Consider the following 25,453-nt stretch of genomic DNA (forward strand, 5'->3'; position numbering starts at 1 on the left):
GGAGTGGCCGTTCGCGGTAGCGGGCTGGCCGTTCGCAGGGGCGGAGTGGCCGTTCGCGGTAGCGGGCTGGCCGTTCGCAGGGGCGGAGTGGCCGTTCGCGGTAGCGGGCTGGCCGTTCGCAGGGGCGGAGTGGCCGTTTGCAGTGGTGGCCTGGCCGTTTGTGGCAGCGGGGTGACCGTTGGCTGTGGCGGGGTGGCCGTTTTGTTGGGCTACGGGGGCGGGTGGGGTTGCCGGCTCGGCTGGGGCCGTCTGGGCGGGCTGAGGTTCCGCGGTTGGAGGCGTCGGTGTTGACGCCGTGGGTGCCGGGGTGGGGGTGGGTGGCGCCATTGGGGCCGGAGGTTCGGGGGTTTGGGTGTGGGCTTCGGCTTGGGCTGTGGCGGTGGCGGCTGGTTCCAGGAGTTCGTCGAAGGCGTCTTCGGCGAAGGGGTCCTCGGGCTCGGGTGCCGTGAGGATGGGCTGGGTGGGCTCGTTCGCGTGTTCGGACTCGGGGGTGGTGCGGAGGAGGGCTGCCACCTGCTGGCTGGGGATGTCGATCTGGACGGTGGCTACTTCGTCCCAGCGGTCGCGCATGATGCAGTGGCCGTGGCGGATGGACTTGCCGTTCGCGGCGGTGTTGATGCCGCGGACCAGGGTTTGGTACGGCGCTGTCTGCGGCCGGCCGAGTAGCTCGAGCAGGGAGTCGACCTGCTCGCGGGAGCGCAGGCTGAAGGCGAACAGGGTGGTGATCTGCTCGACCAGACCGGGCAGCTTCAGGATCGACGCCGGATCCTGGGTGTCCAGGACGAGGGAGGCGCCCAGGGCACGGCCGACACGGGCGATGTAGTCCAGGAAGGACGCACCATCGGGGGTCTTGGTGAGCAGGTGGACCTCGGGGACGATGACGACCTTCGAGCGACCGCGGAACTCGCGGCGGCCCGTCGTACGGATCATCCAGGCGAGGCAGCCGCGCAGGCAGGCCATGCCGACGCGTTCGATCGGGGACCAGGATTCCGGTGCCGACTCGGGCGAGGGCAGGGTGAGGCCTGGCATCTGGACGACCCAGAGACCCGGGTTCGTGGTCAGCGAGGACAGGCCGGACGGCGGACCGGCGACGACCGAACCGAGGCCTGTCTCAGTCAGGTCCCGTAGGGCGAAACCGACCGTACGCGTCGTCTCCGACTCGGAGGCACACAGCCGCTGGATCACACCCCACGACGACGGATCGGGTGACTGGATCTCCGCACGCGTCGCGGCCATGACCGGAGCCTCAGCAGCACCACGCAGATGCGGCGGCAGCAACAGCATCAGCTGCGACGGAGCCTGCAGCAAAGCGTCGTCCACAGGCAGCACACGCAGCAGGTCAGCAGCACCCGAGAACTGCGCCGTGATCTCGATGACAGCAGTGGGCACGCCGTACTCCGCGGCGACCGCGGACACACCGGCCGCGTCACCCTTGAGGTCGAGAAGCGGCACCCAAGCACCGGCGAACGCGGAGTCGAGACCACCCATCATCGCGGCGGTCGTCTTACCTCGACCGGACCGCCCCAAGAACAACGTGGTCGTCGCGTCGCCGAGTGCAGAACCGGCGGCCGCGTCGAAACGCACCAGACCGGGCGTGGACCCGGTCAGATACCCGATCGCGGGACCGGTCGCGTCACCGATCGACGCACCGCCCCAGAACCAGGACCCGAAGAACGCGGTCGACTCCCGGACGTGCCCGAGGTCGGGGACGCGCAACTGGTCACCTGGCAAGGATTCCAGCCAGAGATCACGCTGCTCGTCCGCACCGGCAGCCACGGTGATGCCGCGGTCGGCGTAGTGCGCGATGACGGCGTCGACGTACGCCTCGAGGTCCTCGCGGGTGTCCGCGCTGACCAGTAGACGTGGATGATCCTCGACCAGGGTCAGACCGCTGCGGTTGATGTCGCGCTTGACCTCACGCATCACGCGCTCGGTCTCGACGATCTCGTCGGCGGTCTCCTCCGCGGTGCCCTTGGCTGCGGACCTACGTTGTTCCTTCGCGCTCTTCCGGGTCTCGTCGACCAGGTGCCGCGCGGTCTTCTTGGTCAGTACGCGGAAGCGCACGGACGCCTCGACGGTGACGTCGATCTCCTCGCCGTCGTCATCGATCGCCTTGATCTCCGACAGCGTGCGCAGCCACTCCCCCGCGCCCGGAGTCTCGAGCTCCTCGGGGAAGTCGGTCATCGCCAGCACGGTCGTGTACGCCGCGATCTGGCCACGCGCATCGTAGATCCGCAGGTGATCGGTGTATGGCACCACTCGACCCGACGTCAGCCGGGCCAGCGAGGCGCCGGTGATCAGACCGCGACGAGGCGCGGCCACGGCACCACGGTGCATCTCGCGGCTGATCAGCCAGGAGATCACCTCGGCCGGCGCGGTGTGCGCCCGCCAGACCGTGGAGCCGAGCTGCCGGCCGAGCTTGCGGACGCGTTCGTCCAGGTGGGCGAGCTCACGGGCGCTCACCCGCCACGACGTCGTACCGAGGGCGTCGCTGATCGAGCCCCGAACCTGCGCGGTGGCCCGCGGGTCGCGGTCGCTCAGATGTACGCCGAGGGCGACGTACCGCTCCGGCATCCGCATCTCGTCGATGCGGTCGGCCCGGGTCTGTGCCCACGCGTCGTGGTCGCCGAGGCGGTAGTGACCGCCGACGCTGTCGATGTAGTCCTGGCCGGTGGAGCGGCCCCAGACGACCTTCAGGTGGCTGAGCCGGTCGCCGAGGATGGTCGCGGCGGCGCTCACCGCGGCGTCCAGGGCGGCATCCTGCTCGGCCTCGGTGGCCAGGTCGGTGTTCGCCACGGAGATCAGGAACCACGCCTCGGCACTGCGCTCGGTGACCAGCAGGCCGTCGGCGATGGCGACCAGGCGGGGTGGCGGCAGACCGCGTTCGCGGCCGACCCCCACCAGGTTCAGGAGTTTGTCAGCGATCTTCATCGTTGCCCCTGTCTCTCCGATCGGCCGGACGAGTTCCTGCGACTGACCCGTTGCACGTGGTCCGCCCCGAGGAGGCGGGCACGCTGGTTCACGCTGATGTCCGCGCCGGCGCGGACCATCGGATCCAGCTCCACCACAGCGTCGCGTTCCCATTCCGGGGTCACTCTGGCCTTGGCCAGGTTCGCCACCTTGTGGGTCGCGACGCGCTCACGCCATGGCAGGTACTCCGTCTTGTCGGCGGCCCTGGCGCCGAGACCGATGATCGGGCGGTGGGCGCGCAACGCGTAGCGGACGGCCAGCGCCCACTCGGTCACGCGGCGGCGGCGTTCATGGAACTTGCCGGGCCGCCACCCGAACGCGGTGATCACGAACGGCGGAACGACGTACAGACTCACGGTGCCCTTCTGCGGTACGCCGATGAACGGGAAGAGGATCGCGATCCAGAGCAGGATGATCACCGCGCCGAAGATGATCATCCGGCGCCGGGCGCCTTCTCCGAGGTCGATTCCGAGCAGGTCGTACTGCCGGGTCTCGATCTCGAAGTGGTGGGTCAGGGTACGGCCGACGCGCATCAATTACCTCCGGACAGCAATCCCCAGAAGCCCTTGAGCACATTGATGGTCTGGTTGTTGGCGTAGATCAGCCCACCGACCAGCACTCCGGCCGCGAGGTGGCCGAACAGCTCGCCCCACTCGCGCTTGAAGTAGTGCCCGATGGCGCGCAGCACCAAGATGGCGATGAAGATGTTCCCCGCGATGACCAGGACCCAGTCTTTGAAATCCGCGCCCGTCGGAACGTTGCTGTCGGCCATGGGCACGGCGAGCTGAACCACGCTCGCAGCCAGTTCGTGCGTCATCATTGCGGTGTCTCCCTTGTTGCCTCGGTCATCCGACGGCTGGTCGCTGATGTCATCCGACGGCAGCCACTTGCCATCGTTGTGCTCCGTCCGTGGCGACAGTACGCCTCAACGTGAGCGTGTAGGTCTGGTCGAGGGTGGTCTCTCCCACCCCGTCCCAGGTGACGGCAGCGGTCGCCCGCCGCTCGTCGTCGTTGCCGGTGAAGACCTGCCAGTCCTTCAGCTCGCCGAACTTCACCGCGCCGTTGAGACTGCGGATGGTCGAACCCGGCGCGGTCACCGCCGACACCTTGTTGTCCGACTCTGCGTACGCACCGAAGAACGCCTCCGCGTCCTTCTGCGTCGCCGCGGTCAGATCGTCATCCGGTACGCCGGCCTCCGGCATGTTGTCGGGCAGCGCCGCGCGCTCGTCCGGTACGAACGTCGGCGGCCCGCTGGCCACCACCCGCGACGCGGTCTTGACGACCGGCACCGACAAGCGCTCCCACGAAACCGGGCCGGAAGCCCAGGCGTTGCCCTTCTTCACAAAGGAATGGACTTGCACGCGGACGTCGACGACCGCGGTGAGGCCGTTGGAGTCGGCCTTGACCTCACCCGGGTACGCGACGCCGGCGGTCTGCTTGCCGCGACCGTTCCACCCGCCCCGGGTGTCGAGGCCCGCGGCCAGGTCGAGGCCGATCTGGGCCGGGCGGGCGTCCGCGTTGTTCTCGTCCCACGTGAGGTATGAGACGGCGTACCGGGTCGCGACCGCGCGGGCCTCGTTGGACGGGAAGCTGCTCTGCCCGCTGACCACCGTCTCCGGGGTCCGGTTCGGGCTGATCCACGAACGGATACCGCTGATCGCCGCCAGCAGGAGAACTACGACGACCAGGCCGCGGAAGAACCGGCGGGCCCAGGTGGAGAACGACGATTCGGGCTCGGTCGACCAGGGCGCCTGGCCGGGCTCGAGCACGTCGCGGGTCGGGACGGGCGCCGCGTGCGAGCTGTGTGGAGAGCGCTGTTTCAAACGTTCGGGTGGCCGGTGCCCGGGCTCCGAGCTCTCCGGCGGGCGAGCCGAGGGACGACGAGGTGGCGCCATCACACCACCGGCGGGCGGAGGCTTCTGGGGTGCCGAATACTGCGCCGCTACACCCTGTGCCTGGCGAGGGGTCGGTGACACCGGTCCATCGGGGTGGGACCACCACTCCGGTGCGGTGCTCTGCGAGCGACCCTTACCAGGCTTCTTCGTACGACGTTGGTCCGACCAGTGCTCACCTTTTGGCGGCAGATTCAGTACCGTTCGCCACCAACTCATCGCTACCTGCCCCTCAGACAGCAGTTACGCGGACAGTAGCCGGGACGATACGGCAAGCAACTGTCCTCCGGGAGACCTGAGACCAGGATCCGGATGCTCCATCGCTCCCCGCAGCCATACTGTTACTCCGCTCGCGGGCCGTGTCACGTTCATCGGGCAAGCGTGACACCTTCGGTACCGTCCTCATAGCTCCTCTCCTTTACCCACTCCGGTCCACGGGCAGCGCACACCATGCCACACGCCGCAGACAGGTTCGAAAACCCGTGCAGAACATGGTAAGAGCACAGACCAACAACTGATCACTCATAGTAACCGATCCGTGGCGTTGCCTGTGGAAAACTCTCGCGTGGCGAGGGGTCAACATCGCCTGTGGACAACCGCTTGCCAGCGCCGTACCTGGGCATAGGGTCGAGGTACCCCTGCTACCCCTGGAGGACCAGGATGGAAACTCGCCGACTGGGCAGACTCGGCCACGAGAGCTCGGTACTGATCTATGGCGCCGCGTCGCTCGGCGGGGTCGACCAGGATCGGGCCGACGCCTCGATCCAGGAAGCCCTCGACGCCGGTATCAACCACTTCGACGTAGCCGCGGACTACGGCGACGCCGAGCTCCGGCTCGGTCCGCGGATGCCGGAGATCCGGGACCGCATCTTCCTCGCCACCAAGACCGGCCGCCGGACCTTCGAGGAGGCCTGGAGTGAGATCAACCGATCTTTGGAGCGTTTGCAGACCGATCACGTCGATCTGATCCAGATGCACGCGGTCTGCGATCTGGAGAACCTCGATCTCGTCACCGGCAAGGGCGGATCGCTCGAGGCCGCAATTCGAGCCAAGGACGAAGGAATGGTCCGGGCGATCGGTATCACCGGGCACACCGAGCAGGCACCGTCGGTGCACACCGAGGGTCTGCGCCGGTTCGATTTCGACAGCGTGCTGACGCCGCTGAATTACCGGCTTTCGACGGATCCGCAGTACGCCGCCGATTATGCGGGCCTGGTCGAAGCGGTGAAAGCTTCCGATGCCGCCCTGATGACGATCAAGATGATTGCCCGGCGCAATTGGCGTGAGGGCGAGAACAAGGCGTACGACACGTGGTACCGGCCGTTCGACGAGCAGCGCTACATCACCGCCGCGACAGCCTGGCTGCTGAACGGGCACCCGGAGATCACCGGCCTGGCGACGGCCGGCGAGACCCGGCTGCTGCAGCAGATGATCGTGGCGGAACGTGAGCGGGCCGACCTCACCCCGGAGGCCGCTGCCTCGATCCTCGAGGAGGTGCAGGACTACACGTCACCCTTCGTGGACAGTCCGATCTGAGGGCGTGGCCCAGGTCACAGCCCCGGCTCCGCATTCCGGTCATTTCAAACGGACGTACGACGTGATGCGGCCGCTCCGCCGTACGCCGGGGAACACTCGGGGGCGGTGCGGTGTTGAGATCGCTGTAGTCGTCTATTTTCGGAGGTCGTAGTGGCAACGGTCGAGCTGACCCAGGAGAACTTCAACGAGGTGGTCGGTAAAGACGGCCTCATCCTGGTTGATTTCTGGGCAGAGTGGTGTGGCCCGTGCAAGATGTTCGGACCTGTGTTCGAGAAGTCGTCCGAGGAGCACGGCGACATCACGTTCGGCAAGGTCGACACGGAGGCCCAGGTCGAATTGGCCCAGGCGTTCGACATCCGGTCGATTCCGACTCTGATGGCGGTGCGCGACGGCGTCGTCCTCTACTCCCAGCCCGGCGCCCTTCCGGCCGCCAACCTGGAAGACCTGATCGGCCAGCTCAAGGCGGTCGACATGGAAGAGGTCCGCGCCCAGATTGCCGCCCACGAGGCGGAGCACGGCGCCGAGCCGCACACGCACTGATTCACACACACAGTTCAAGGAATCCGGGGGCTCTCAGCGAGCCCCCGGATTTCTTGTTGCCGGGCGCGGCCAGGTGATCGGGACCCCGGCGAGCTCGCCGATTGCTTCGGCCATGGCGCGCCGGTCGGGAGCGCGCTCGATCTGCGGGTTCGACGCGATCGCCGTGAGCAGCTGGTTGCGTTCGGCGGGCGTGAGGCGCCCCCAACCGTTCCGGACGATCCTCAGGGCGTGGTACTGCTCGTTGCCGGTGAGCGACCGGTTGACCGCGTCGAGCAGCACCCCGCTGTCGATCAGCGAGAGGTCGCCTTCCATCAGGCCGAGGGCAAGCACCCGGACGACAGGCGAGCCGTGCAGGAAGAGGTCTTTGACTTCTTGCTCGTCGAACTTCTCGACCGCGGCGGCCTGTGACACCCGCTGGACGATGCGATCGAGAACCTGTCCGCGGACGGCCTTCAGTTCGGGGCTGTTCAGCTCGGTGTAGATGGTCGCGTAGGCGTCGAGCTCCGGGCCCATCCCGAGCCGCCGCAGCGACTCGGCGGTCTTCCGCGCGCTGTCAGCGATCTGGCGGAGGAGCTCCACCTCGAACGCGCCGAGCTTCAACCTGCGAATCCGATCCACGATCGACGGCATGATCAGGAGCAGCAGGCCGGCCGCGAGCACTGTGATCAGAGCGCCGTCACCGACGTCGGTGAAGAGCCCGACGATTCCGGCAACCACCAACGCACCTCCGAGCAGCAGGCAGAGGATGCGAGCGGCGATGTCGACGACGGGCCGCGCTCTCCCAGTCCAGCGCGGCGCATCTCCCGGTCGGCTCCGGCGTCGTGGCGCCGGCGCAGGACCGGGTTGGGGAGCAGGCCGTGTGGCTTGGCCGGCTTGCGGGCCCGGGGCCGCGGCCGGCGGGCGTTCGTTCACCTCGGGCATCGGCTGCCTCCGTACGTCGTACCGCGTTGTGCCGATGCTCTCCCGGAGAGCCCCGCTCGGCAACAGCTCGTCAGCCCGACCGCGGGAAGGTAGTCAGGAGTCGCGGGAGCTGAGGACGCAGAACTCGTTGCCTTCGGGGTCGGCGAGAACCGTGAAGGAGCCGTCTTTGGGCTGGCCGACGTCGACGTGGGTAGCGCCGAGGGCCTCCAGCCGGGCGATCTCGGCGTCGCGGTCCTGGCTGGTGTGCGGGGCGAAGTCGAAGTGCAGGCGGTTCTTCACGGTCTTGCCCTCCGGCACCGGCACGAACACCATGCCCGGGCCGATCCGCTCCCACGGGGTGTCGCGCATCGCCGCCTCGTCGACCCAGCCGGGGATGTTCACGCACTCGTCGTCGGTCTCGTAGATCGTCTTCCAGCCGAGCGCCTCGGCCCACCAGGCGGCCTGCTTCCGCACGTCGCGGCAATCGACCACCACCGTGTACCACCGCAGCACCATGAGCGCCCCTCCTCGTCGTCGAGGAAACACCATGTCATCCAGCACCGACAGAAAACGCGAAGCGGGCCCTGGGCAGGAGATTTCAGCCAGGGCCCGCTTCGGGGCTGACCAGAGCGGCAGGGGTGAACCGGAGAGACGCGGGCAGGTGAGGCTGGGCCGCCCGGTGGGGATCACCGAGAAATGTGCCGCTCGAGGCGTGGTCAGCGCAGGGTGGAGGGCCTGTGGTCCCTCCGTCGACGTCAGCGCAGGGGATCTCAGTGCAGGAGACGTCAGTGCAGGAGATGTCAGCGCAGGAGACGTCAGTGCAGGAGATGTCAGCGCAGGAGACGTCAGTGCAGGAGATGTCAGCGCAGGAGACGTCAGTGCAGGAGATGTCAGCGCAGCGGATTGAAGGGCCGCAGCTCCTCCGGGGTCGTTCCGGTGGTGATGGTTTCGGCCAGCAGCTGGCCGGTGATCGGGCCGAGGGTGATGCCCCACATTCCGTGACCGCCGGCGGCAAAGACGCGGGGTGACGCGGTCGCGCCGATCAGCGGCAGGCCGTCCGGGGTGCACGGCCGCGGGCCGACCCACTCGAAGGTCCGCGCGTCCAGGTCGGCGTCCCGCAGCAACGGGCGGGCGGCGTCGACGATCGCGTCGATTCGGCGCGGGTCGAGCTTCGCCTCGGGCTTGCGGAACTCCATCATCCCGGCGACCCGGAGCCGGTCGCCCAGCGGCGTGCAGGCGATCCGCTGCGCCGGGAAGTACACCGGGCCGGCCGGCACGTGCGCGATCGGGACGCTGAAGCTGTATCCACGCCCAGCCTGCACAACCGTGCGTACGCCGAAGTCCCGAGCCAGATCGTTCAGCCAGGCACCCGTCGCCATCACGACGGCGTCGAACGGGTCGGTCTCGCCGTCGCCGGTGATCAGGCGGACGCCGCGGATCTCGTCAACGATGTCCAACACGTCGACCCCGCTGATGATCTGCCCGCCGCGCGCGGTCACCGAGTCGGCCAGCAGCTGGACGTACTCGCCCGGGTTGATGAACCGCTGCCCGTGCAACCGGATCGCAGCACCGATCTCGTCGGACAGCGACGGCTCGATCTCGCGGGCGTCGTCACCGGTGATCGCCTCGAACTCGATGCCCTGGCCGGCCGCGTGGATCTGCTCGATCTCCTCGAGCAGCACGCTCCGCTCGGCCGCTGTCCGGTACGCGGCCAGGAAGGACTTGGCCTCGTACGTCTCCGCCTCGACGCCGGCCTTGGCCAGCAGATCGAAGGCGGTCAGCGCCTGCCGGTTGATCGGGACCAGCGACTCCATCGCGGTCTTCCAGCGTCCGGCGGTGCTGTTGCGAGCGAAGCGGGTCAGGAAGTTAAGGAGCCGCGGGCTCGCGGTCGGCGGGACGTACACCGGTGCGGACGGGCTCAGCACCGCACGGACGCCGTACTTGAGGACGGCCGGTTCCGGCAGCGGGGTGGCCAGGCCGGGCGTGAGCCAGCCGGCGTTGCCCCAGGACGCGCCGGCGGCGACGCCTTCGCGATCGAGCACGGTGACCTCGACGCCGGCCTCCTGGAGGAACCAGGCGGTGGCGAGTCCGACCATGCCCGCGCCGACGACTGCGACGCGATCGGGAACAATGTGAGTGGAACCAACAGCGACCATGTATCGATGGTGCGTCGACAATCAGCGGCTGTCATGGTGCGATCACACCATTGAGGGGACAAATGACTGTGCTCAGAGCACAATAACCTCATGATCACCGCGTCTGACCTGGTTGTCGCCGTTGGACCTGCCCTGTTCGAGGTGGTGGTGCCGGGCAAGGGCGATGGCGAGGTCCGTGACGTCTTCCTGGCCGACCCCCAGGAGGCTGCGACCGGTCAGCCGGGCGATCTGGTGCTGGGACTCGGCCTGCGTGATGCAGAGGACGCTGTGGAGCTGGTGGAGCGCTGTGCGGCCGGCAACGCCTCAGGAGTGGTTCTGCGTACGGCGCTCGCCCACGAGCCGACCGTGGTCGCCGCAGCCGAGCGATCGCCGCTCACCCTCGTCGCACTGCAGCCGAGCGTCACCTGGGCGCATGTGGTCTGGCTGCTGCGCGGCGTCATCGACAGAGCCGCCGCACCGGACTCCCCCGCCGCCGGAGACGCCGGAGTACACCAGGAGCTGTTCGCACTGGCAGACGCCGCCGCCGCGATCGTCGATGCGCCAGTGACCATCGAGGACAACCAGTCGCGCGTACTGGCGTACTCCTCCGGCCAGGACTTCACCGACCCCACCCGTGTCTCGACCATCGTCGGCCGGCGAGTGCCCGCCGAGGTGATCGCGCATTTCCGGGCCCGTGGCATCTTTCGCCGGCTGGCCCGGTCGAGCGATCCGTTCCTGGTGCCGGAAGGGGCGAACGGCATCCGCCCGCGCCTCGTCGTACCGGTGCGGGCCGGTGGTGAGTGGCTGGGGTCCATCTGGGCCGTTGTGGACGGTCCGGTGAGTGATGAGGTCACTGCGGAGCTCAGCAACGCTGCATCCGTACTCGCACTCCACCTGCTCCGGCTGCGCGCTCAGGCGGACGTGGCGCGGCGGAGTGCGATCGACCGGCTGCGGACGATCCTTCGGCAGTTCTCCCCCGACAACCCGGTCGACGTACGACTCCCGCCGCAACCATGGCGCGTGGTCGCACTCGGTTCGCCGGAGGGGTACGACGTACCGCAGCAACTCGACCTATGGGAGTCGATCGGTCGTCGGTACGGCTGGAGTGAGCCGCAGTTGGCCGATCTCGACGGGACTGTGCTGGCGGTGGTCACGGACACCGATGGCCCTGGTTCGTGGAACTGGTTGCGCAAGCTCGTCGTGGAGCAGGCCAAGACCACACCGGGCACCTTCGCCGCGGCGGGTGGTCCGGCGCGCGGTCCGGCCGACCTGCCGAGCTCCCGCGCCGAAGCGGTCGAGCTACTCAACCTCGTACGACGGGGTGCCGCACCCGGACCGGCGTTACGCGTGGAAGAGGCGTGGCACGTACTGACTGTTCACCGAGCGGTCACCTCACTCGATACGACGAAGCTGGACGGCCCGCTCGCAACGCTGCTGCGGCACGACATCGAGCACGACACCGGATTCGTGGACACGTTGCAGGCGTGGCTCGACTATCCGGGTCAGCCGCAGCGGGCGGCGCGGGCGCTGCATCTGCACACGAACACCTTGCGGCACCGGATGAAGCGGATCGGCGAGATCGCGGACCTCGATCTGTCGGATCCGCGGGAGCGTCTGGCGTTGCAACTGCAGATCGCGGCGGCGCGGACGGAGCACTGAAATCCCACGCCTCGGAACGCTTCTCGCGAGTTCCCAACAGCGCTGAGATCTATGCCACAGCGCTGCGTAACAAGGCTTCATATTCCGGCAACGGTTGGGCAACATCCGACTGATTAAGTCTTCCTCAGAAACACCGAGCACCACCCCAAGGACTGTCCCAGCTTTTCACCAGGAAGCTGGGGCACCGGTCCAGCCTTTCACCAGGAGGCTGGAACGGCTGGTCCGAGCTTTTCACCAGGAAGCTCGGGCTGCTCGTGGGCCCGGCGATTGTCTGAGCGATCGCCGGGCCCCAAGCATTTCCCCGGCCGGCCGAGCTTCCCAGGCCGGCCGGTTCTTCCCAGGCCGGCTGCTGATCAGGCCAGCCGGTTGACGATGGTCGCGTACACGCCGGGCAGGCGTGCGGCCGCGGGAACGATGCGGGGAGCAAGCAACGATCTGTTGCGAGCCCAGAGCAACGAACCGGTCAGCAGCCGGCACTCCCAGGAGACGCTGCGCCAGGCTGCTTCATAGTCGTCCGGGCGATCGTCCCGAACGCAGTCCACCAACTCGGCCGAGGTCCGGAGCGCCACCGCGATCCCCTCGCCGGTCAGGGCATCGACGTACCCGGCGGCGTCTCCGACCAGCAGGACGCGTCCGGCGACTCGGCCGCTGACGCGCTGGCGGAGCGGGCCGGCGCCCATGACGGTACTCGCCGGCGGGGCGCCGTACAGGCGGCGCTTGAGGGCGGGGAACGCGTCGAGGTGGGAGTCGAAGGTGCCGCGGGCCGAGGTGAGGACGGCGACGCCGACGAGGTCATCCGCCACCGGGGTCACGTACGCCTCCCCGAGCTTGGACCAATAGACCTCGACGAGGTCGGTCCACGGCGCCACCGAGAAGTGCTGCCGAAGCCCGCGCCGAACGTCGGTTGAGCCCGGTCGGCCGAGACCAAGTTGGCGGCGGATCGGTGAATGGAGGCCGTCGGCGGCGGCAAGGTACCGGGCGGTGTGGCCGGCTGCGGTGACCGAGGTGGTGTTCTGGGTGATCGCTCCGACTCGCGCCTGAACCACCGGTACGCCGAGCTCGGCAAGGCGGTCGGTCAGCGCTTGGTGAAGCGTCGTACGGCGAACGCCCAGGCCAGGGCCGGCCCGGAAGCGAGCGTCAACTTGATGCCCGTCGTCGAGATAACGGATGCCGCGGAACGGTCGTCCGGTGAGCTTGACGCCAAGCCGGGTGAAGTAGTCGACGGCGCTGTGCGCGATGCCTTCACCGCAGGCCTTGTCGATGGGAGCTGAGCGAGGCTCGACGACCACGACCGACAGGCCGGCGAGCGCCGCGCGGATCGCCGTGGCCGCGCCGGCGGGTCCGGCGCCGGCCACGAGCAGATCGACCGCAGGCCGCGCCGAGCCGGCGCCGGGTCCGGTCACTTGACCAGGGCGGAGTTCAGGGCAGATTCCTCTGTGCGGATGCGGATGGCGAGCAGAGGGATGTTGAGGACCGTGAAGACCAGGGCGGTGATCCACGCGGTGTGGACCAAGGGCAGGGCGATGCCCTCGGCGACGACGGCCACGTAGTTCGGGTGGCGGATCCATCGATACGGGCCGCGGGCAACCAGCTTGAGTCCGGGGACGACGATCACGCGGGTGTTCCACTGGTGGCCGAGTACGGTGATGCACCACCATCGCAGACCCTGCGCCAGGATCACGACCGCGACCATCGTCCACCCGAGCGCGGGGATGAACGGCCGGTGCAAGGCCTCCACGATGCACGCGCCGAGCAACGCGGTGTGCAGGGCGACCATGAACGGGTAGTGCCTGCGGCCATACTCCACACCGCCTTGCGCGAAGCTCCATTTGGCGTTCCGCACGGAGACCACCAGTTCGGCGACGCGCTCGGCACAGACCAGCAGGATCAGAACCAGATACCAGCCGAATGACGTCATCACCACTCCAGCAGCACGAGCTCGGAACAGAAACCCGGGCCCATCGCGAGCAACAGACCCATACCGGAAGGATCCAGCCGCAGGGTGTCACCGAGCACGTGCAGCACCGAGGAGGACGACAGGTTGCCGACCGCATCGAGTGACTTCCAGGTCAGATCGAGCGCTCCCGGCCGCAGCTCCAGCGTCTCCGCCACCGCCTCCAGCACCTTCGGCCCGCCCGGATGACTCACCCACGTCCCGATCTCCGGCACGGTCAGCCCCTGAGTCGCCAGAAACCCCCGCACGTCATCACCGAGATAGGTCCGCACCACCTCCGGCACATCCGCCCCGAGCACGATCCGGAACCCACCCGATCCGACGTCCCACCCCATCACCCGCTCGGAGTCCGGATACAACCGGCTCCGCGTCGCCACCACGGATGGTCCTGACGCCGACGGATGCTCCGAGCCGGTCAGCACCACCGCCGCCGCGCCGTCGCCGAACAACGCCCCGCCGACAAGATTCGGCAACGACGAGTCGTCCTGCTGCAACGTCAACGAGCACAGCTCCACCGACAGCAGTACGGCGACGTGCGTCGGCCACGCGAGCAGATAGTCGTGCAACCGGGCAATCCCCGCAGCCCCACCCACACACCCGAGCCCGAACAGCGGCAGCCGCTTGACGTCCTCCCGCAACCCGAGCCGCATCGCTACCCGCGCGTCGATCGACGGCGCCGCCACCCCGGTCACCGTGGTGAACATCAGTACGTCGACATCGTCCAGCGTCAGCCCGGCATCCTTGACCGCTCCCGCGACCGCCTCCGCCCCGAGATCCACGGCCGCCGCGATCCACGCGTCGTTCGCGTCCCCGAAGTCCTTGAGTACGGCGTACTGCTCGAGTGGCAATGCGAGATGCCGGAACGACACCCCGGCGTTCGCGTGCAGGCGACGAAGCAGTGCCGTCCCTTTGCCGTCCGGCAGACAGATGTCGGCGAAAGCGGCGGTCAACGCGGATTGCGGATAGCGGTTCGGTGGCAACGCGGGCCGGACCGCTGCGATCCGCGTCATCGTGGCATCGTTACTTCGGTGAGCATCCTGCGGACCGTGCGTGGTCTCGCACTGGCTTGCCACCCGGGACCCACGATCGCCGTCACAGCGCTGGTCACGGCCGTGGCCTGGTCGGCCGGACGAAGTCCGGCCGGGTGTCTCCTCGTCGCAGCAACGATCTTCACCGGCCACCTCTCGATCGGCTGGAGCAATGACGCGATTGATGCCGCCCGCGACACCATTGTGAACCGCCAGGACAAGCCCGTGGTGCGTGGACTGGTGAGTCGTCGTACTCTCGCCATCGGCGCGGGCATCATGCTCGTCGTCACCATCCCGGTCTCGCTGGCCAACGGAATCGCGGCCGGACTGGTGCATCTGCTCTTCGTCGCCTGCGCCTGGGCGTACAACCTCGGGCTCAAGTCGACCGCGATCTCCTGGCTCCCGTACGCCGTCGCGTTCGGCGCACTGCCCTCGTTCGTCACGCTCGGCACCGCCGGGGTCTGGGCTCCGTGGTGGGCGACCGCGGCCGGCGCCCTGCTCGGGATCGGTGCCCATCTGGCGAACGTCGTACCCGACCTGGACGACGACCTCGCGACCGGTGTGCGGGGCTGGCCGCAGCGGCTGGGGCCGTACGCCCGACTGCTCGCGCCGGTGCCGCTGGCGGCAGCGACCGGGCTGCTGGTGATCGCGCCGCCGGGGCCGATCGGAGTGGTCGGCTGGATCGCGCTGGCTGTCGTCGCGGGCTTGCTCGTGGTGATCGTCGCGTGGCGGGACGCGCCGTTCCTGGTCACGATCGCGATCGCCGCCGTCAGCATCCTCGCCCTCGTCCTCCGGGGCGACGCGCTGATCTAGGCGACGCGCCGGCCGACCGCAATGCGCTGGTCGGAGCGATGCGCTGGTCGGAGCGATGCGCTGGTCGACGGCGATTGCGCTGGTCTAGGCGGCGTCCGGCTTGAGCGGTGCGTTGCTGCCGAGGATCGCCGCCGTCAGCGCCTCGGCCGGCTCCTTCGCGGCGCGCGGGTTGGTGATCAGGACCAGGTCGATCGGCGGCAACTCCGGCAACCCTGCGCTCGGCGGCGGCTCGACCAGGTCCGCGGGCATCAGCGACCGCGCGAAGATCGCGATCCCCAGCCCGGCCCGGACCGCCGCGAGTACGCCGTTCACTCCGCGGACGATGCACGTGATCCGGCAGGACCGGCCGGCCTGCTCGAGCGACTGCACCCCGAGCGAGCGGCTGAGGGACGGTGCTTGGTAAGCGACCAGCGGGACCGGACCGTCGGGGGCGATCCGCGTCCCGGCGATCCCGGCCCAGACCAGCGGGTCCCGTCGTACCAGACGTCCGTTCGGCTCGTAGCCGCCGCCACCGTGCTTCACGTAGGCGAGGTCGAGGTGTCCGGACTCGACCCGGCGAAGCAGGTTGGGGCTCTGGGCCACGGTCAGCTCGAGGTCGATCCGCGGGTACAGCTGGCGGAAGTCGCGCAGGATCCGCGGCAGCGGGGTCAGCGCGAGGTCGTCGGTCACTCCGAACCGCAAGCGGCCGCGCAGCTCCGAGCCGGTGAAGTACCCGGCGGCTTCCTCGTGCGCGGCCAGGATGGTCCGGGCGAACCCGGCCATCGCCTCGCCGTCCGCGGTCAGCGTCACCGTCCGGGTGTCCCGCACGAACAGCGGCCGCCCGACGGCCACCTCGAGTTTGCGGACATGTTGGCTCACCGTCGGCTGCCGGATACCCAGCCGCTCGGCCGCCTGGGTGAAGCTGAGCGACTGCGCCACCGCCAGGAACGTCCGCAGCTGGTCCGGGTCGTACATCGATGCACCTCTCATTACGCGACGCAATAAGACTAATACGAGTAATTCGCTGTCGGAATTCAGGACCGAACCGTGAGGATGGAGGTGTCCTCCCCTGACAGTCCACTCCCGTAGGGAACACTCTTGACCACCCGGGCCACCGGTTCTGTTCCGTCCGTCTCCGATTTCCACACCCACCGCACCACCACCCCCGCCGGCCTCCGCGAGACCCAGCGGCGCCCCGGCTTCAAGGACACCTTCAGCGCACTGCAGGTCCGCAACTTCCGCCTCCTGGTCAGCGGGTTGCTGGTCAGTTCGACCGGCGGCTGGATCCAGCGCATCGCCCAGGACTGGCTGGTGCTGACGATCACCGGCAGCGCCACCGCGGTCGGCATCACCACCGCACTGCAGTTCCTCCCCACCCTCCTGCTCGGCCTGTACGGCGGGGTGATCGCGGACCGCTTCCCGAAGCGGAAGATCCTGCTCGTCACCCAGTCCATGATGGGCGCGGCGGCCGGGACCCTGGCCGTGCTCGCGTTCACCGGCCAGGTGCAGGTCTGGCAGGTCTACACGATGGCCCTGTTCCTCGGGCTCGCGACAGCGGTCGACAATCCGACCCGGCAGTCCTTCGTCACCGAACTGGTCGGCAAGGACCGGGTCCGCAACGCGATCAGCATGGTGTCGTCGACGTTCCAGCTCGGCAGCCTGATCGGGCCCGCGCTCGGTGGTGTGCTGCTCGGCTCGATCGGTACCGGCTGGGCGTTCGCACTGAACTCGTGCACGTTCTTCGCCTCGATCAGCGCGCTGCTGCGGATGCGCGAGAGTGAGATGCCCGGGCTGCACGCGGCGCGCAAGGCCAGTGCGGGACTCCGGATCCGGGACGGGCTGCGCGACGGCGTGCGGTACGCGTTCCACGAGCCGGCGGTGCGGTGGGCGATCGCTCTGGTCGGCATCTACGGGATGTTCTGCATCAGCCTGCCGGTGACGCTGACCGCGTTCGCCGACCGGGTCTTCCACACCGGCGCGACCGGGTACGGCGTACTCAACTCGGTGGTCGCGGTCGGGGCGCTGACCGGCGCACTGCTGTCCGCACGGCGGGTGCGCCCGACCCGGCTGCGGAACCTGGTCGGGATCGCGACGCTGCTCACGCTGACCCAGGTCCTGGCCGCGATCCAGCCCTCGTTGTGGACCTTCATTCCGGTGCTCGCCTCGATGGGTATGGCGACGCTGATGTTCCTGACCGCCGCCCAGTCGATGGTCCAGCTGACCACGCCGGACGGGCTCCGCGGGCGGGTGTCGGGGATCTACAACCTGGTGTTCATCGGCGGCGGTGCGATCGGTGGACCGACGGTCGGCTACCTGGCCCAGCACTTCGGCGCGCGGACCGCCCTGCTGCTCGCCGGCCTGATCCCGGCCGTCGCCACCGTGGCGATCGGCCTCCGTCTCCGGCGCGACGGCCGGTTCCGGCTGGTGCTGGTCCGTAGCCGCTCACCCTGGCACCGGGCTCCGCTCCGCCTCGAGCAGACCACGATCCAGCTCGCGGCCCCGACGAGCATCCCGGCGCCGCGCACGTCCCGCCCGTTCGTGCTCGGCCGCCGCCAGCACGCTCGTACCGATTCCCACGCCCGCCCCCTGCGCGCCCGGCGCCGTCCCCAGCACCACTGAGCTCCCGGGGCGGGGCGAGAAGCTGCCTCCCGCCCTGCCCCGGGCCACCTTGAGCACCCACCAACCACTTCCGACCCGGATTCGTGGTTGATCGGTGCTCAAGGTGTCAGCCGAAGGCTCATGGGACGTTGATCACGCCGACCGGCGGGACCTTGACCGTGCGGTGGTGCTTGGTGCCGCCGAGGACGACCTCGCGCAGCGCCACGTTGTTCTTCGTGCTGTACTCGAACAGGCGGTTCTCCGGGTTGGCAACCACCTGGACGTAGTACGTGCCGTTCGGCAGGTCCGTGACGTCGAAGGATTGGCCGGGCAGGGACTGTACGTAGGTGTCGCCGGAACCGACGTCGAGGACCTCGCGGACGGAAAGGGATCCGTGGTTACCGCAGGCCGTGTGCAGGTCGGTGTTCGACGGGTGCCAGTTGGCGTTCTTCACCGTGTAGTCGATGGAGTCCGTCGCGGCCAGGCAGAAGGCCTCCTTCTGGCTGCGGACCACCTCGCTCTGCTTCGAGTTCAGCAGGCTGTAGCGGGCGAAGTCGGTGAAGTGCCAGTGGTTGTGGCCCTCCCGTGCGTCCCACTCCATCGTGCCGGTGTTCTGGTACCCGACCTGCTTACCATTCGCGTCGTAGAAGTACTGATAGGCGTCCATCAGGTCCTTGCCCTGCTGCCGGAAGCCGTCCAGCACGAGCGGCGACGGACCCGCGTTCCACACGGTAGCCGAGAACTGCAGGAAGTCCTTGGCAGCGTCCGGCGTACCCTCCTCGCCGGGCGTGACCTCGATCCCCCACGCGGGCACCGGCCGTAGGTCCGGCTTCGGCCCCTTCGGCACGCTCGCCTTGCCGGTCGGGCGCGCCGCGTTCGGCTTCGGCGCCACCGAGCTCGCCGCGGCCGCAGTCTTCTTCCCGGCGAAGCAACCACGGACGCCATGCCCGCAGTCTTCGCTCTGCCGCACGGTCACGTTCAGCTTCACGGCGCCGTCGTACGCGCCGATCTTGAAGAAGTCCCGGTAGGCCATGTGCACCGTGACCATGGCCTTGTACTTGCCGACGGCAAGCTTCACCGGAGCGCCGTACCCGGTGAACGTGTTCGACGACCAGCCGGTCTGCAGGCCCCACACCGCGCCCTGCGTGAACGGGTTCGCCGAACAGCCTTCCGGGTACGGCGAAGTCGCCGGCGCATCGGGTCGGGTGCGCGACCCGTCACCGTTCAGGCAGAGCGACTGGTCCTGATCCACGACCTTCTTGCCGGATGCATCGGTCAGGGTGATGTGCAGGAACTTCCCCAGTCCGGAGAAGTCCGTGACGAGGCCCTTCGGCAGTACGCGCGTCGCCTTCCCGTTCACGTACTGCTTCGCAACCACCGGTGACTTGTACGACGCCCGCGTCGCGCGCACCTCGATCGGTGCGTTCCCGGCCACCACGTGGGTGCCGAGATCCAGATCGACGCCATAATCCTCGATACTGTCCAGCGTCACGTCGGTACTCCCGGCAACCAGCTTCAACGCCGGCCGCGCGGTCGCGGTGCCCGACGTCGTACTCGATGACGCCGCCGACGCTCCGGCGGCCGCGAGCGCGACCAGTCCGGCCGCACCGGCCGCGGCGATCGCCGTCCGGCCGAACCTCCTTGAAGTATTGATGATGGAACCCCCTCTTGCTCTCGGACCGGGTCCTCACGAGCCGGTCTTCTCGCTCGTACGACGCCCCCGCCGCGGGCCGAAGTTGATGAAGGTTCGATGGCAGTCTCGTCACAGGAAGTCATGAGCGTTGAATACTTGACCAGGTAAATTAAGCCTCCTAGGCTCGGCCGGGTCCGCTCACTCCCCGGTCATCCGGAGGAACACACCGTGTTGAACATGAGACGCCGTACTGCCGCCGCAGCGCTCGCCGCCGTCGCCCTGGTGTCGACGGCCGCCGCGATCGCCCCGGCTGGTGCGGTCCAAACCCCAGCTGTCTCCACTGCTGTCCAGGCCGAGAATCCCGTGCCGGCGAAGTACCCGCAGGTCGCGGCCAAGCCCTACATGGGCTGGAGCAGCTGGAGCCTGCAGTCCACCAACTACCCGGGCGTGAACCCCGACGGTCCCGGCAGCTTCATCAGCGAGAAGAACATCCTCACCCAGGCCCAGGCGCTGGCGACCAAGCTGAAGCCGTACGGCTACGAGTACATCAACGTCGACGCCGGCTGGCAGGACGGCGGCGACGAGTACGGCCGCCCGGTCGCGAGCGCGAAGCGCTTCCCGCGCGGAATGAAGGCGGTCGGCGACGACATCCACAAGCTCGGCCTGAAGTTCGGCATCTACACCGTGGTCGGCCTCGGCATCGACGTCTACCGCGACGGCAACACGCCGATCTACGACGCGCCCGGCTGCTTCACCCGCGACATCGTCTACCCGGACCTGCGCAAGACCAACGGCTGGGACGCGGCGTACAAGATCAACTACGAGAGCCCTTGCGCACAGAAGTACGCCGACTCGATCGCGAAGCTGTTCGCCAGCTGGGGCGTCGATTTCATCAAGATGGACGGCGTCGGCCCGGGCTCCTGGAAGGGCGCACCGGACGACCCGAACCACAACAACACCGAGGACGTCGAGGCGTGGTGGCGCGCGGTGCAGGACGCCGGCCGCCCGATGCAGTACACGCTGTCCTGGTCGCTCAGCCACCGCTACGCCGACACCTGGAAGCAGAACTCGAACGGCTGGCGGATCGATACCGACGTGGAGTGCTACTGCGACACGATCGTCCGCTGGGACGGCTCGGTGAAGCAGCGCTGGTGGGACCTGCCGCAATGGATCGACGACGCCGGACCGGGTCACTGGAACAACCTGGACGCGCTCAACGTCGGCGTCGGCGAGATGGACGGCATCAACGAGGCCGAGCGGCAGAGCTACATGACGTTCTGGGCGATCAACGCCGCGCCGCTGTTCGCCGGTGACGACCTGACCAAGCTGGACGCGTATGGCCTCAAGCTGCTGACCAACCGCGAGGTCATCGCGATCAACCAGTCCGGAAACCCGGCCCGCCCGCTGAACCAGGATCAGCTGCAGCAGACCTGGTACGCCAGGAACGCCGACGGCAGCGTCACGGTCGGACTGTTCAACCTGGCCGAGACCCCGGCCACCGTGACCGGCGACTTCGCCCAGCTCGGCATCGACGGCGAGGCCACCGTCCGCGATATCTGGGCGAACCAGAACACTCGCAACGTCTCCGGCTCGGTCAGCGCAGCTCTGCCCGCGCACGGGTCGAAGCTGTACAAGATCACGCCGAACAGCCGGCCGTCGGTCAGCATCCCGGCCGACGTGACGGCGACCGACGTGAGCCGCACCACGGTGTCGCTGAACTGGCGGCCGAGCACCGGCGCCACGTCGTACAAGGTGTTTGCCAATGGCAAACAGGTGGCGACCAGCACGACCACGAGCGCCGTGGTGACCGGGCTGCTGCCGCAGACGCAGTACACCTTCACCGTGAAGGGTGTGAAGGGCGGCGGTACGTCGGACGGGGGCGCACCGGTAACCATGTTCACCGCGAAGTCGGGTGGCCCGGTCCGGTACGAGGCGGAGGCCGCGAACAGCACGCTGACCGGCAACGCCAGCGCCAACGGGTGCACGCTGTGCTCGGGCGGCAAGAAGATCGGCAACATCGGGTACGACGCCTCGGTGACGCTGAACGACATCACCGTCCCGGCCACCGGCACCTACCTGGTCAAGATCGCCTACACAGACGGCGACACCAGCCGGCAGAGCATGCTCACGGTCAACGACGCCGACACCTACTGGGTCAATTACCACGGCCTCGGCGACAACGACTGGGGTACGCCGCAGGTGACCTACCTCCCGCTGAAGCTGACCGCCGGAGCCAACTCCATCAAGGTCAGCAACCCGTCCGGCTACATCGCCGACATCGACTGGATCACCGTCTGAGGTGTTCAGGAACCGTTCGTCCGATGTCTGCCGTAGTGCCGAGGTATGACGGACGATGGATTCATGAGCGCCTATCCAGAAGCACTCGTGCCTCCCGGCGGAACCGCTCCGGTCCCCCGCCGGGTGCGCGCGACCCTTGACGACCGCGTCGTACTCGACACGAAGGACGCGATCTACCTGTGGGAGTTCCCGCCGTACCCGCAGTACTACCTGCCACTCGCCGACGTGGCGGACGGGGTGCTGACCGACACGGGCGAGACGAAGGAGTTCGCCCACGGTGTCGCCCGGGTGCACACCGCCGGCCGCGGTAAGGCCTGGGTGTACGACGATGGCGTCGCGAAGGACCGGGTCCGGTTTCAGTGGGACGCGCTCGACAGTTGGTTCGAGGAGGACGAGGAGGTCTTCGTCCACCCACGGAACCCGTATGCGCGGTGTGATGCGATCAGATCAACGCGTCACTTCCAGGTGGGGATCGACGGCGAGGTCGTCGCGGACTCCGAGTCGGTCGTGATCGTGTTCGAGACCGGCCTGCCGCCGCGCTACTACTTCCCGCGGACGAGCGTGAACTTCGAGCACCTCACCCCGGTCGACACCGTGACGGCGTGCCCGTACAAGGGCAAGACCTCCGCCTACTGGTCCGCCGCAGGCGTCCCCGACGTCGCGTGGTCCTACGACTTCCCGACCGCACCCCTGCTCCCGATCGCCAACCAGGTCGCGTTCTTCAACGAACACGTCGACATCACGATCGACGACGTACCGCAGGCACGCCCGATCACGCCGTTCACGAACGTCAACCTGCGGAGCGGTCCGCCGAACTGAATCAGATGCCGGCGGTGGTGCCGCCGTCCATGGTGATGATCGAGGCGGTGACGTAGCTGGCGCGTGGGGAGGCGAGGAAGACGGCGACATTGGCGACCTCTTCCGGTTCGCCGGCGCGGCCCATGGGGATCTCCGCGACCAGCTCCTCGAGGAGCTCCTCCTTCGGGCGTCCGGTCGCGCGCACCGCGGCCTCGAGGCCTTCGTCGACGCGACCTGTGCGGGTCGTGCCGGGGTTGATCACGTTGACCCGGACGCCACGTCCGGCGTACGCCTTGGCATAGCCGGCCGACGCCAGCATCAGCGCCGCGTTGGCCGCGCCGCCGCCGATGTGCAGCGGGTTCGCCGCGCGGCCGCCCTGGCCGACCACGTTCACGATCACGCCGCTGCCCCGCGCGGCCATGGCGCCGATGACCGCTTCGGTCGCGTGCATGTAGGTGAAGTACTTCGCGTCCATCGCGGCGTGCAGCGCATTGCTGTCCAGCTCGTCGACCGGAGTACGCCGGGCCGCTCCCGCGCAGTTGATCAGGATGTCCGGTACGCCGATCCGCTCGAAGGCAGCCCTGGTCGCGTCGGGGTCGGTGAGGTCGACCGCCTCGACGTCGTAGCTCAGCCCCTTGGCCGCCAGCGCTTCCTGCGCCTTCGCGAGGTTGCCCGGGTCACGGGAGATCCCGGTCACCTTCACACCCTCCCAGGCCAGCGCCTCGGCGCACGCGAGACCGATTCCTTTGCTCGCTCCGGTGACGACCGCGGTCTTGCCGGACAGTTGCAGATCCACGTGACTCCTCAGGTGCTGGCGTCTCAGCTATTGGCGTCGTACTCGTCGCGGGCGGCGGCGATCTCGTCCATGTGGTCGTAGGCCCAGGTCCGCATCGTCGCGACGGCGGCGGCCAGGCTCAGGCCGAGCGGTGTCAGCGTATAGCTCACGGTCACCGGCACCGTGGCGACGACCGTACGCCGGACGACGCCGTCGCGCTCGAGGTGGCGCAGGGTCTGGGTGAGCATCTTCTGGGTGATGCCCTCGATGATCGACTTGAGCTGGCCGGAGCGCAGCGTGCCGTTCTTCTCCAGCGTGCTGATCACCAGCATCGTCCAGGTGTCGCCGATCCGGCCCAGCACCTGACGTGTCGGGCAGGCGCCTTTGGTGGCGTCCCACTGACCTCTGACCTGGTCGGTATCCATTTGGTACCTAGCGCAGTAATTAGTGCTGTCTTCCGCCGCCACGACGGGGTTCGTAGCGTCATTGGCGAGTCTAAGCGTGAGAGGCAAGGCACATGAGAGCAGTGGTACCCGTCGGACCGGGCGAGGTTGCGGTAGCCGAGGTGGACGAGGTCGAGCCCGCCCCGGGCGAGGTGGTGATCGAGGTGGCCGCGTTCTCGATCAATCGCGGTGAGACCTTCCAGCTGGAGCGGCCGCGGGACGGCTGGCGACCGGGCAAGGACATCGCCGGCGTCGTCGTCGAATCTCCCGCCGACGGGCCGCCGATCGGGTCCAGGGTGGTCGCTCATCTGCCGCATTCGGGGTGGGCCGAGCGCGTGACCGCACCGACCACGCAGGTCGCCGTACTGCCGGACAACGTCTCGTTCCAGCAGGCCGCCGCCCTTCCGCTCGCTGGGCTGACCGCGTTGCGCTTGTTGCGTACGGCGGGCAGCGTGATCGGCCGACGCATCCTGCTCACCGGTGCGTCCGGCGGAGTCGGCCACTACGTCACCGAACTCGCCGCCGCGGCCGGCGCATCCCTCACGGCGGTCGTCTCGTCCCCCGCCCGCGGCGAGCGACTGCTCGAACTCGGCGCCGAAGATCTCGTCTACGACGTGTCGGACGCCCGCGGACCGTTCGACCTGGTGCTCGAATCCGTCGGCGGCGCGAGCCTGCCGATCGCCCTGTCCAAACTCGCGTACGGCGGTCAGCTGATCTGGTTCGGCCAGGCGAGCCGGCAACCGATCGAGCTGGACTTCTTCAGCCTGTTCGACGGACCGGAGAACGCGACCATCCGGCACTTCCACTACACCGACGGCCGCGACGACGAGGACCTCGCGACCCTGGTGCGCCTGGTCGCGACGGGTCGGCTCCACCCGGAGCTCGGCCGGATCGAGGACTGGTCGCAGACGGACGCCGTACTCGATGCCCTACGCAACCGCCGGATCCGCGGCAACGCCGTACTGACTCTGCGGGAGGAGACACCCCGGATGGACCCCAAGACCGTTGTGACCCGGTACGTCGAGGCGGTCGCGGCCGGCGATCTGCCGACGATCCGGAACAGCTTCGCGCCGGACGTCGTCTGGACGTACCCGGGCGATCTCCCGCTGTCCGGCGAGTGGAAGGGCCGGGACACCGTCGTCGACGAGTTCCTCGGTGCGGCCGCGGGCGGTCTGTTCGCCCCCGGTACGCCGGTGATGATCAAGCTGACCAATGTCATCGCGGACGGCGAGCAGGTGTTCGCCGAGTGGACGGCACAGGCGACCGCGCTGGGCGGTGGTGCCTATGACAACAACTGTGGAGCGGTCTTCTCTGTTCGGGACGGTCTGATCGTCGCGGTCCGGGAGTACACCGACACCGACCACGCGCGCCGGGTGCTGTTCCCCGGCAACTCGATGCCCTGAGCAATCGTCATCTTCTGGGCCGTCGGCAACGAATTGGAATTGCCGCTGTTCGGGCCTTGAACGGATCAGTACGATGGGTAATCAGATCGACACTCTTTG

General features: G+C 68.3%; 22 protein-coding genes. 8 read left to right on the plus strand and 14 right to left on the minus strand.

All coding sequences use genetic code 11. The features are described from left to right. The 4 genes from ACZ3HV_RS27230 to ACZ3HV_RS27245 form a co-directional block, all read right to left on the minus strand. A partial coding sequence (locus tag ACZ3HV_RS27230) for an ATP-binding protein (RefSeq protein ID WP_465687985.1) occupies window positions 1-2,931 on the minus strand: 2,931 nt, incomplete at its 3' end. Continuing rightward, window positions 2,928-3,503 (minus strand): hypothetical protein, encoded by a 576-nt coding sequence (locus ACZ3HV_RS27235; RefSeq protein WP_360369321.1) that lies wholly within the window; start codon window positions 3,501-3,503, stop codon window positions 2,928-2,930. The genes ACZ3HV_RS27235 and ACZ3HV_RS27230, both read right to left, overlap by 4 nt. Continuing rightward, complete coding sequence (locus ACZ3HV_RS27240; protein WP_465687987.1) at window positions 3,503-3,790, minus strand: hypothetical protein; 288 nt, start codon at window positions 3,788-3,790, stop codon at window positions 3,503-3,505. Before ACZ3HV_RS27240 ends, ACZ3HV_RS27235 begins: the two co-directional genes overlap by 1 nt. A gap of 49 nt (window positions 3,791-3,839) precedes the next feature. Next, on the minus strand, window positions 3,840-4,739 hold the full coding sequence (locus tag ACZ3HV_RS27245) for a conjugal transfer protein (RefSeq protein ID WP_465687989.1): 900 nt from the start codon (window positions 4,737-4,739) through the stop codon (window positions 3,840-3,842). Between the two features lie 783 nt (window positions 4,740-5,522). Between ACZ3HV_RS27245 and ACZ3HV_RS27250 the strand changes: the two genes are divergently transcribed. Further along, a complete protein-coding gene (locus ACZ3HV_RS27250; RefSeq protein WP_465687991.1) occupies window positions 5,523-6,398 on the plus strand; it encodes an aldo/keto reductase in 876 nt (291 codons plus the stop codon). Between the two features lie 150 nt (window positions 6,399-6,548). Continuing rightward, window positions 6,549-6,938 (plus strand): thioredoxin, encoded by a 390-nt coding sequence (trxA, locus tag ACZ3HV_RS27255; RefSeq protein WP_360369333.1) that lies wholly within the window; start codon window positions 6,549-6,551, stop codon window positions 6,936-6,938. A gap of 33 nt (window positions 6,939-6,971) precedes the next feature. Here the strand turns inward: trxA and ACZ3HV_RS27260 are convergent, their stop codons facing one another. The 3 genes from ACZ3HV_RS27260 to ACZ3HV_RS27270 all read right to left on the minus strand — a co-directional run bounded on the left by ACZ3HV_RS27260 (window position 6,972) and on the right by ACZ3HV_RS27270 (window position 9,994). Further along, a complete protein-coding gene (locus tag ACZ3HV_RS27260) occupies window positions 6,972-7,655 on the minus strand; it encodes a hypothetical protein (RefSeq protein WP_465687993.1) in 684 nt (227 codons plus the stop codon). A gap of 297 nt (window positions 7,656-7,952) precedes the next feature. Then, a complete protein-coding gene (locus tag ACZ3HV_RS27265; RefSeq protein WP_360369339.1) occupies window positions 7,953-8,354 on the minus strand; it encodes a VOC family protein in 402 nt (133 codons plus the stop codon). A 374-nt stretch (window positions 8,355-8,728) separates the two neighbouring features. After that, window positions 8,729-9,994, minus strand: coding sequence for an NAD(P)/FAD-dependent oxidoreductase (locus ACZ3HV_RS27270; protein ID WP_465687995.1), 1,266 nt, complete (start codon window positions 9,992-9,994; stop codon window positions 8,729-8,731). 90 nt (window positions 9,995-10,084) lie between these two features. Here ACZ3HV_RS27270 and ACZ3HV_RS27275 point away from each other — a divergent pair, with 90 nt between their 5' ends. Next, the gene (locus ACZ3HV_RS27275) at window positions 10,085-11,632 is read left to right on the plus strand and encodes a helix-turn-helix domain-containing protein (protein ID WP_465687997.1); all 1,548 of its coding nucleotides are present in this window, start codon (window positions 10,085-10,087) and stop codon (window positions 11,630-11,632) included. Between the two features lie 353 nt (window positions 11,633-11,985). On the opposite strand, the gene ACZ3HV_RS27280 is transcribed toward ACZ3HV_RS27275, so the two are convergent. From ACZ3HV_RS27280 to ACZ3HV_RS27290, 3 genes are read right to left on the minus strand one after another with little or no spacing between them, the layout of a single operon-like run. Next, the gene (locus ACZ3HV_RS27280) at window positions 11,986-13,035 is read right to left on the minus strand and encodes an NAD(P)/FAD-dependent oxidoreductase (RefSeq protein ID WP_465687999.1); all 1,050 of its coding nucleotides are present in this window, start codon (window positions 13,033-13,035) and stop codon (window positions 11,986-11,988) included. Then, window positions 13,032-13,550: an isoprenylcysteine carboxyl methyltransferase family protein gene (locus ACZ3HV_RS27285; protein WP_360369350.1), complete on the minus strand. Its 519-nt coding sequence runs from the start codon at window positions 13,548-13,550 to the stop codon at window positions 13,032-13,034. The genes ACZ3HV_RS27280 and ACZ3HV_RS27285 overlap by 4 nt, the downstream gene beginning before the upstream one ends. After that, window positions 13,550-14,596: a type III polyketide synthase gene (locus ACZ3HV_RS27290; protein ID WP_465688001.1), complete on the minus strand. Its 1,047-nt coding sequence runs from the start codon at window positions 14,594-14,596 to the stop codon at window positions 13,550-13,552. Before ACZ3HV_RS27290 ends, ACZ3HV_RS27285 begins: the two co-directional genes overlap by 1 nt. Before the next feature lie 18 nt (window positions 14,597-14,614). Between ACZ3HV_RS27290 and ACZ3HV_RS27295 the strand changes: the two genes are divergently transcribed. Beyond that, entirely contained in the window at window positions 14,615-15,427 is an 813-nt protein-coding gene (locus ACZ3HV_RS27295) for a UbiA family prenyltransferase (RefSeq protein ID WP_360369356.1), read from the plus strand. Between the two features lie 84 nt (window positions 15,428-15,511). Here the strand turns inward: ACZ3HV_RS27295 and ACZ3HV_RS27300 are convergent, their stop codons facing one another. After that, a complete protein-coding gene (locus ACZ3HV_RS27300; protein ID WP_465688003.1) occupies window positions 15,512-16,381 on the minus strand; it encodes a LysR substrate-binding domain-containing protein in 870 nt (289 codons plus the stop codon). Window positions 16,382-16,504: 123 nt separating this feature from the next. Between ACZ3HV_RS27300 and ACZ3HV_RS27305 the strand changes: the two genes are divergently transcribed. Continuing rightward, complete coding sequence (locus ACZ3HV_RS27305) at window positions 16,505-18,025, plus strand: MFS transporter (RefSeq protein ID WP_465688005.1); 1,521 nt, start codon at window positions 16,505-16,507, stop codon at window positions 18,023-18,025. A 118-nt stretch (window positions 18,026-18,143) separates the two neighbouring features. Here ACZ3HV_RS27305 and ACZ3HV_RS27310 read toward each other — a convergent pair whose 3' ends face one another. Continuing rightward, on the minus strand, window positions 18,144-19,496 hold the full coding sequence (locus tag ACZ3HV_RS27310) for a lysyl oxidase family protein (RefSeq protein ID WP_465688007.1): 1,353 nt from the start codon (window positions 19,494-19,496) through the stop codon (window positions 18,144-18,146). 378 nt (window positions 19,497-19,874) lie between these two features. Here ACZ3HV_RS27310 and ACZ3HV_RS27315 point away from each other — a divergent pair, with 378 nt between their 5' ends. Continuing rightward, window positions 19,875-21,935, plus strand: a complete 2,061-nt coding sequence (locus ACZ3HV_RS27315) for a fibronectin type III domain-containing protein (protein ID WP_465688009.1) — start codon at window positions 19,875-19,877, stop codon at window positions 21,933-21,935. A gap of 63 nt (window positions 21,936-21,998) precedes the next feature. Beyond that, window positions 21,999-22,754 carry a DUF427 domain-containing protein gene (locus ACZ3HV_RS27320; RefSeq protein WP_465688011.1) on the plus strand — a complete coding sequence of 252 codons (756 nt, stop codon included), beginning with the start codon at window positions 21,999-22,001 and terminating at the stop codon, window positions 22,752-22,754. Window position 22,755: 1 nt separating this feature from the next. Here the strand turns inward: ACZ3HV_RS27320 and ACZ3HV_RS27325 are convergent, their stop codons facing one another. Both ACZ3HV_RS27325 and ACZ3HV_RS27330 read right to left on the minus strand, forming a co-directional pair. After that, window positions 22,756-23,529 carry an SDR family NAD(P)-dependent oxidoreductase gene (locus ACZ3HV_RS27325; protein ID WP_465688013.1) on the minus strand — a complete coding sequence of 258 codons (774 nt, stop codon included), beginning with the start codon at window positions 23,527-23,529 and terminating at the stop codon, window positions 22,756-22,758. Between the two features lie 23 nt (window positions 23,530-23,552). Next, window positions 23,553-23,933, minus strand: coding sequence for a winged helix-turn-helix transcriptional regulator (locus tag ACZ3HV_RS27330; RefSeq protein WP_465688014.1), 381 nt, complete (start codon window positions 23,931-23,933; stop codon window positions 23,553-23,555). Between the two features lie 92 nt (window positions 23,934-24,025). On the opposite strand from ACZ3HV_RS27330, the gene ACZ3HV_RS27335 reads away from it, so the two are divergent. Beyond that, complete coding sequence (locus tag ACZ3HV_RS27335; RefSeq protein WP_465688016.1) at window positions 24,026-25,354, plus strand: nuclear transport factor 2 family protein; 1,329 nt, start codon at window positions 24,026-24,028, stop codon at window positions 25,352-25,354. The last annotated feature ends 99 nt before the right edge of the window (window positions 25,355-25,453 follow it).

This window comes from Kribbella sp. NPDC020701, from assembly GCF_055562215.1.

Excerpts from the sequence above, each read along its gene's own strand:
- ACZ3HV_RS27235 (WP_360369321.1), bottom strand. The coding sequence starts at position 3,503 with ATGCGCGTCGGCCGTACCCTGACCCACCACTTCGAGATCGAGACCCGG.
- ACZ3HV_RS27240 (WP_465687987.1), bottom strand. The coding sequence starts at position 3,790 with ATGATGACGCACGAACTGGCTGCGAGCGTGGTTCAGCTCGCCGTGCCC.
- ACZ3HV_RS27250 (WP_465687991.1), top strand. The coding sequence starts at position 5,523 with ATGGAAACTCGCCGACTGGGCAGACTCGGCCACGAGAGCTCGGTACTG.
- ACZ3HV_RS27265 (WP_360369339.1), bottom strand. The coding sequence starts at position 8,354 with ATGGTGCTGCGGTGGTACACGGTGGTGGTCGATTGCCGCGACGTGCGG.
- ACZ3HV_RS27270 (WP_465687995.1), bottom strand. The coding sequence starts at position 9,994 with ATGGTCGCTGTTGGTTCCACTCACATTGTTCCCGATCGCGTCGCAGTC.
- ACZ3HV_RS27275 (WP_465687997.1), top strand. The coding sequence starts at position 10,085 with ATGATCACCGCGTCTGACCTGGTTGTCGCCGTTGGACCTGCCCTGTTC.
- ACZ3HV_RS27285 (WP_360369350.1), bottom strand. The coding sequence starts at position 13,550 with ATGACGTCATTCGGCTGGTATCTGGTTCTGATCCTGCTGGTCTGTGCC.
- ACZ3HV_RS27290 (WP_465688001.1), bottom strand. The coding sequence starts at position 14,596 with ATGACGCGGATCGCAGCGGTCCGGCCCGCGTTGCCACCGAACCGCTAT.
- ACZ3HV_RS27300 (WP_465688003.1), bottom strand. The coding sequence starts at position 16,381 with ATGTACGACCCGGACCAGCTGCGGACGTTCCTGGCGGTGGCGCAGTCG.
- ACZ3HV_RS27315 (WP_465688009.1), top strand. The coding sequence starts at position 19,875 with ATGAGACGCCGTACTGCCGCCGCAGCGCTCGCCGCCGTCGCCCTGGTG.
- ACZ3HV_RS27320 (WP_465688011.1), top strand. The coding sequence starts at position 21,999 with ATGAGCGCCTATCCAGAAGCACTCGTGCCTCCCGGCGGAACCGCTCCG.
- ACZ3HV_RS27330 (WP_465688014.1), bottom strand. The coding sequence starts at position 23,933 with ATGGATACCGACCAGGTCAGAGGTCAGTGGGACGCCACCAAAGGCGCC.
- ACZ3HV_RS27335 (WP_465688016.1), top strand. The coding sequence starts at position 24,026 with ATGAGAGCAGTGGTACCCGTCGGACCGGGCGAGGTTGCGGTAGCCGAG.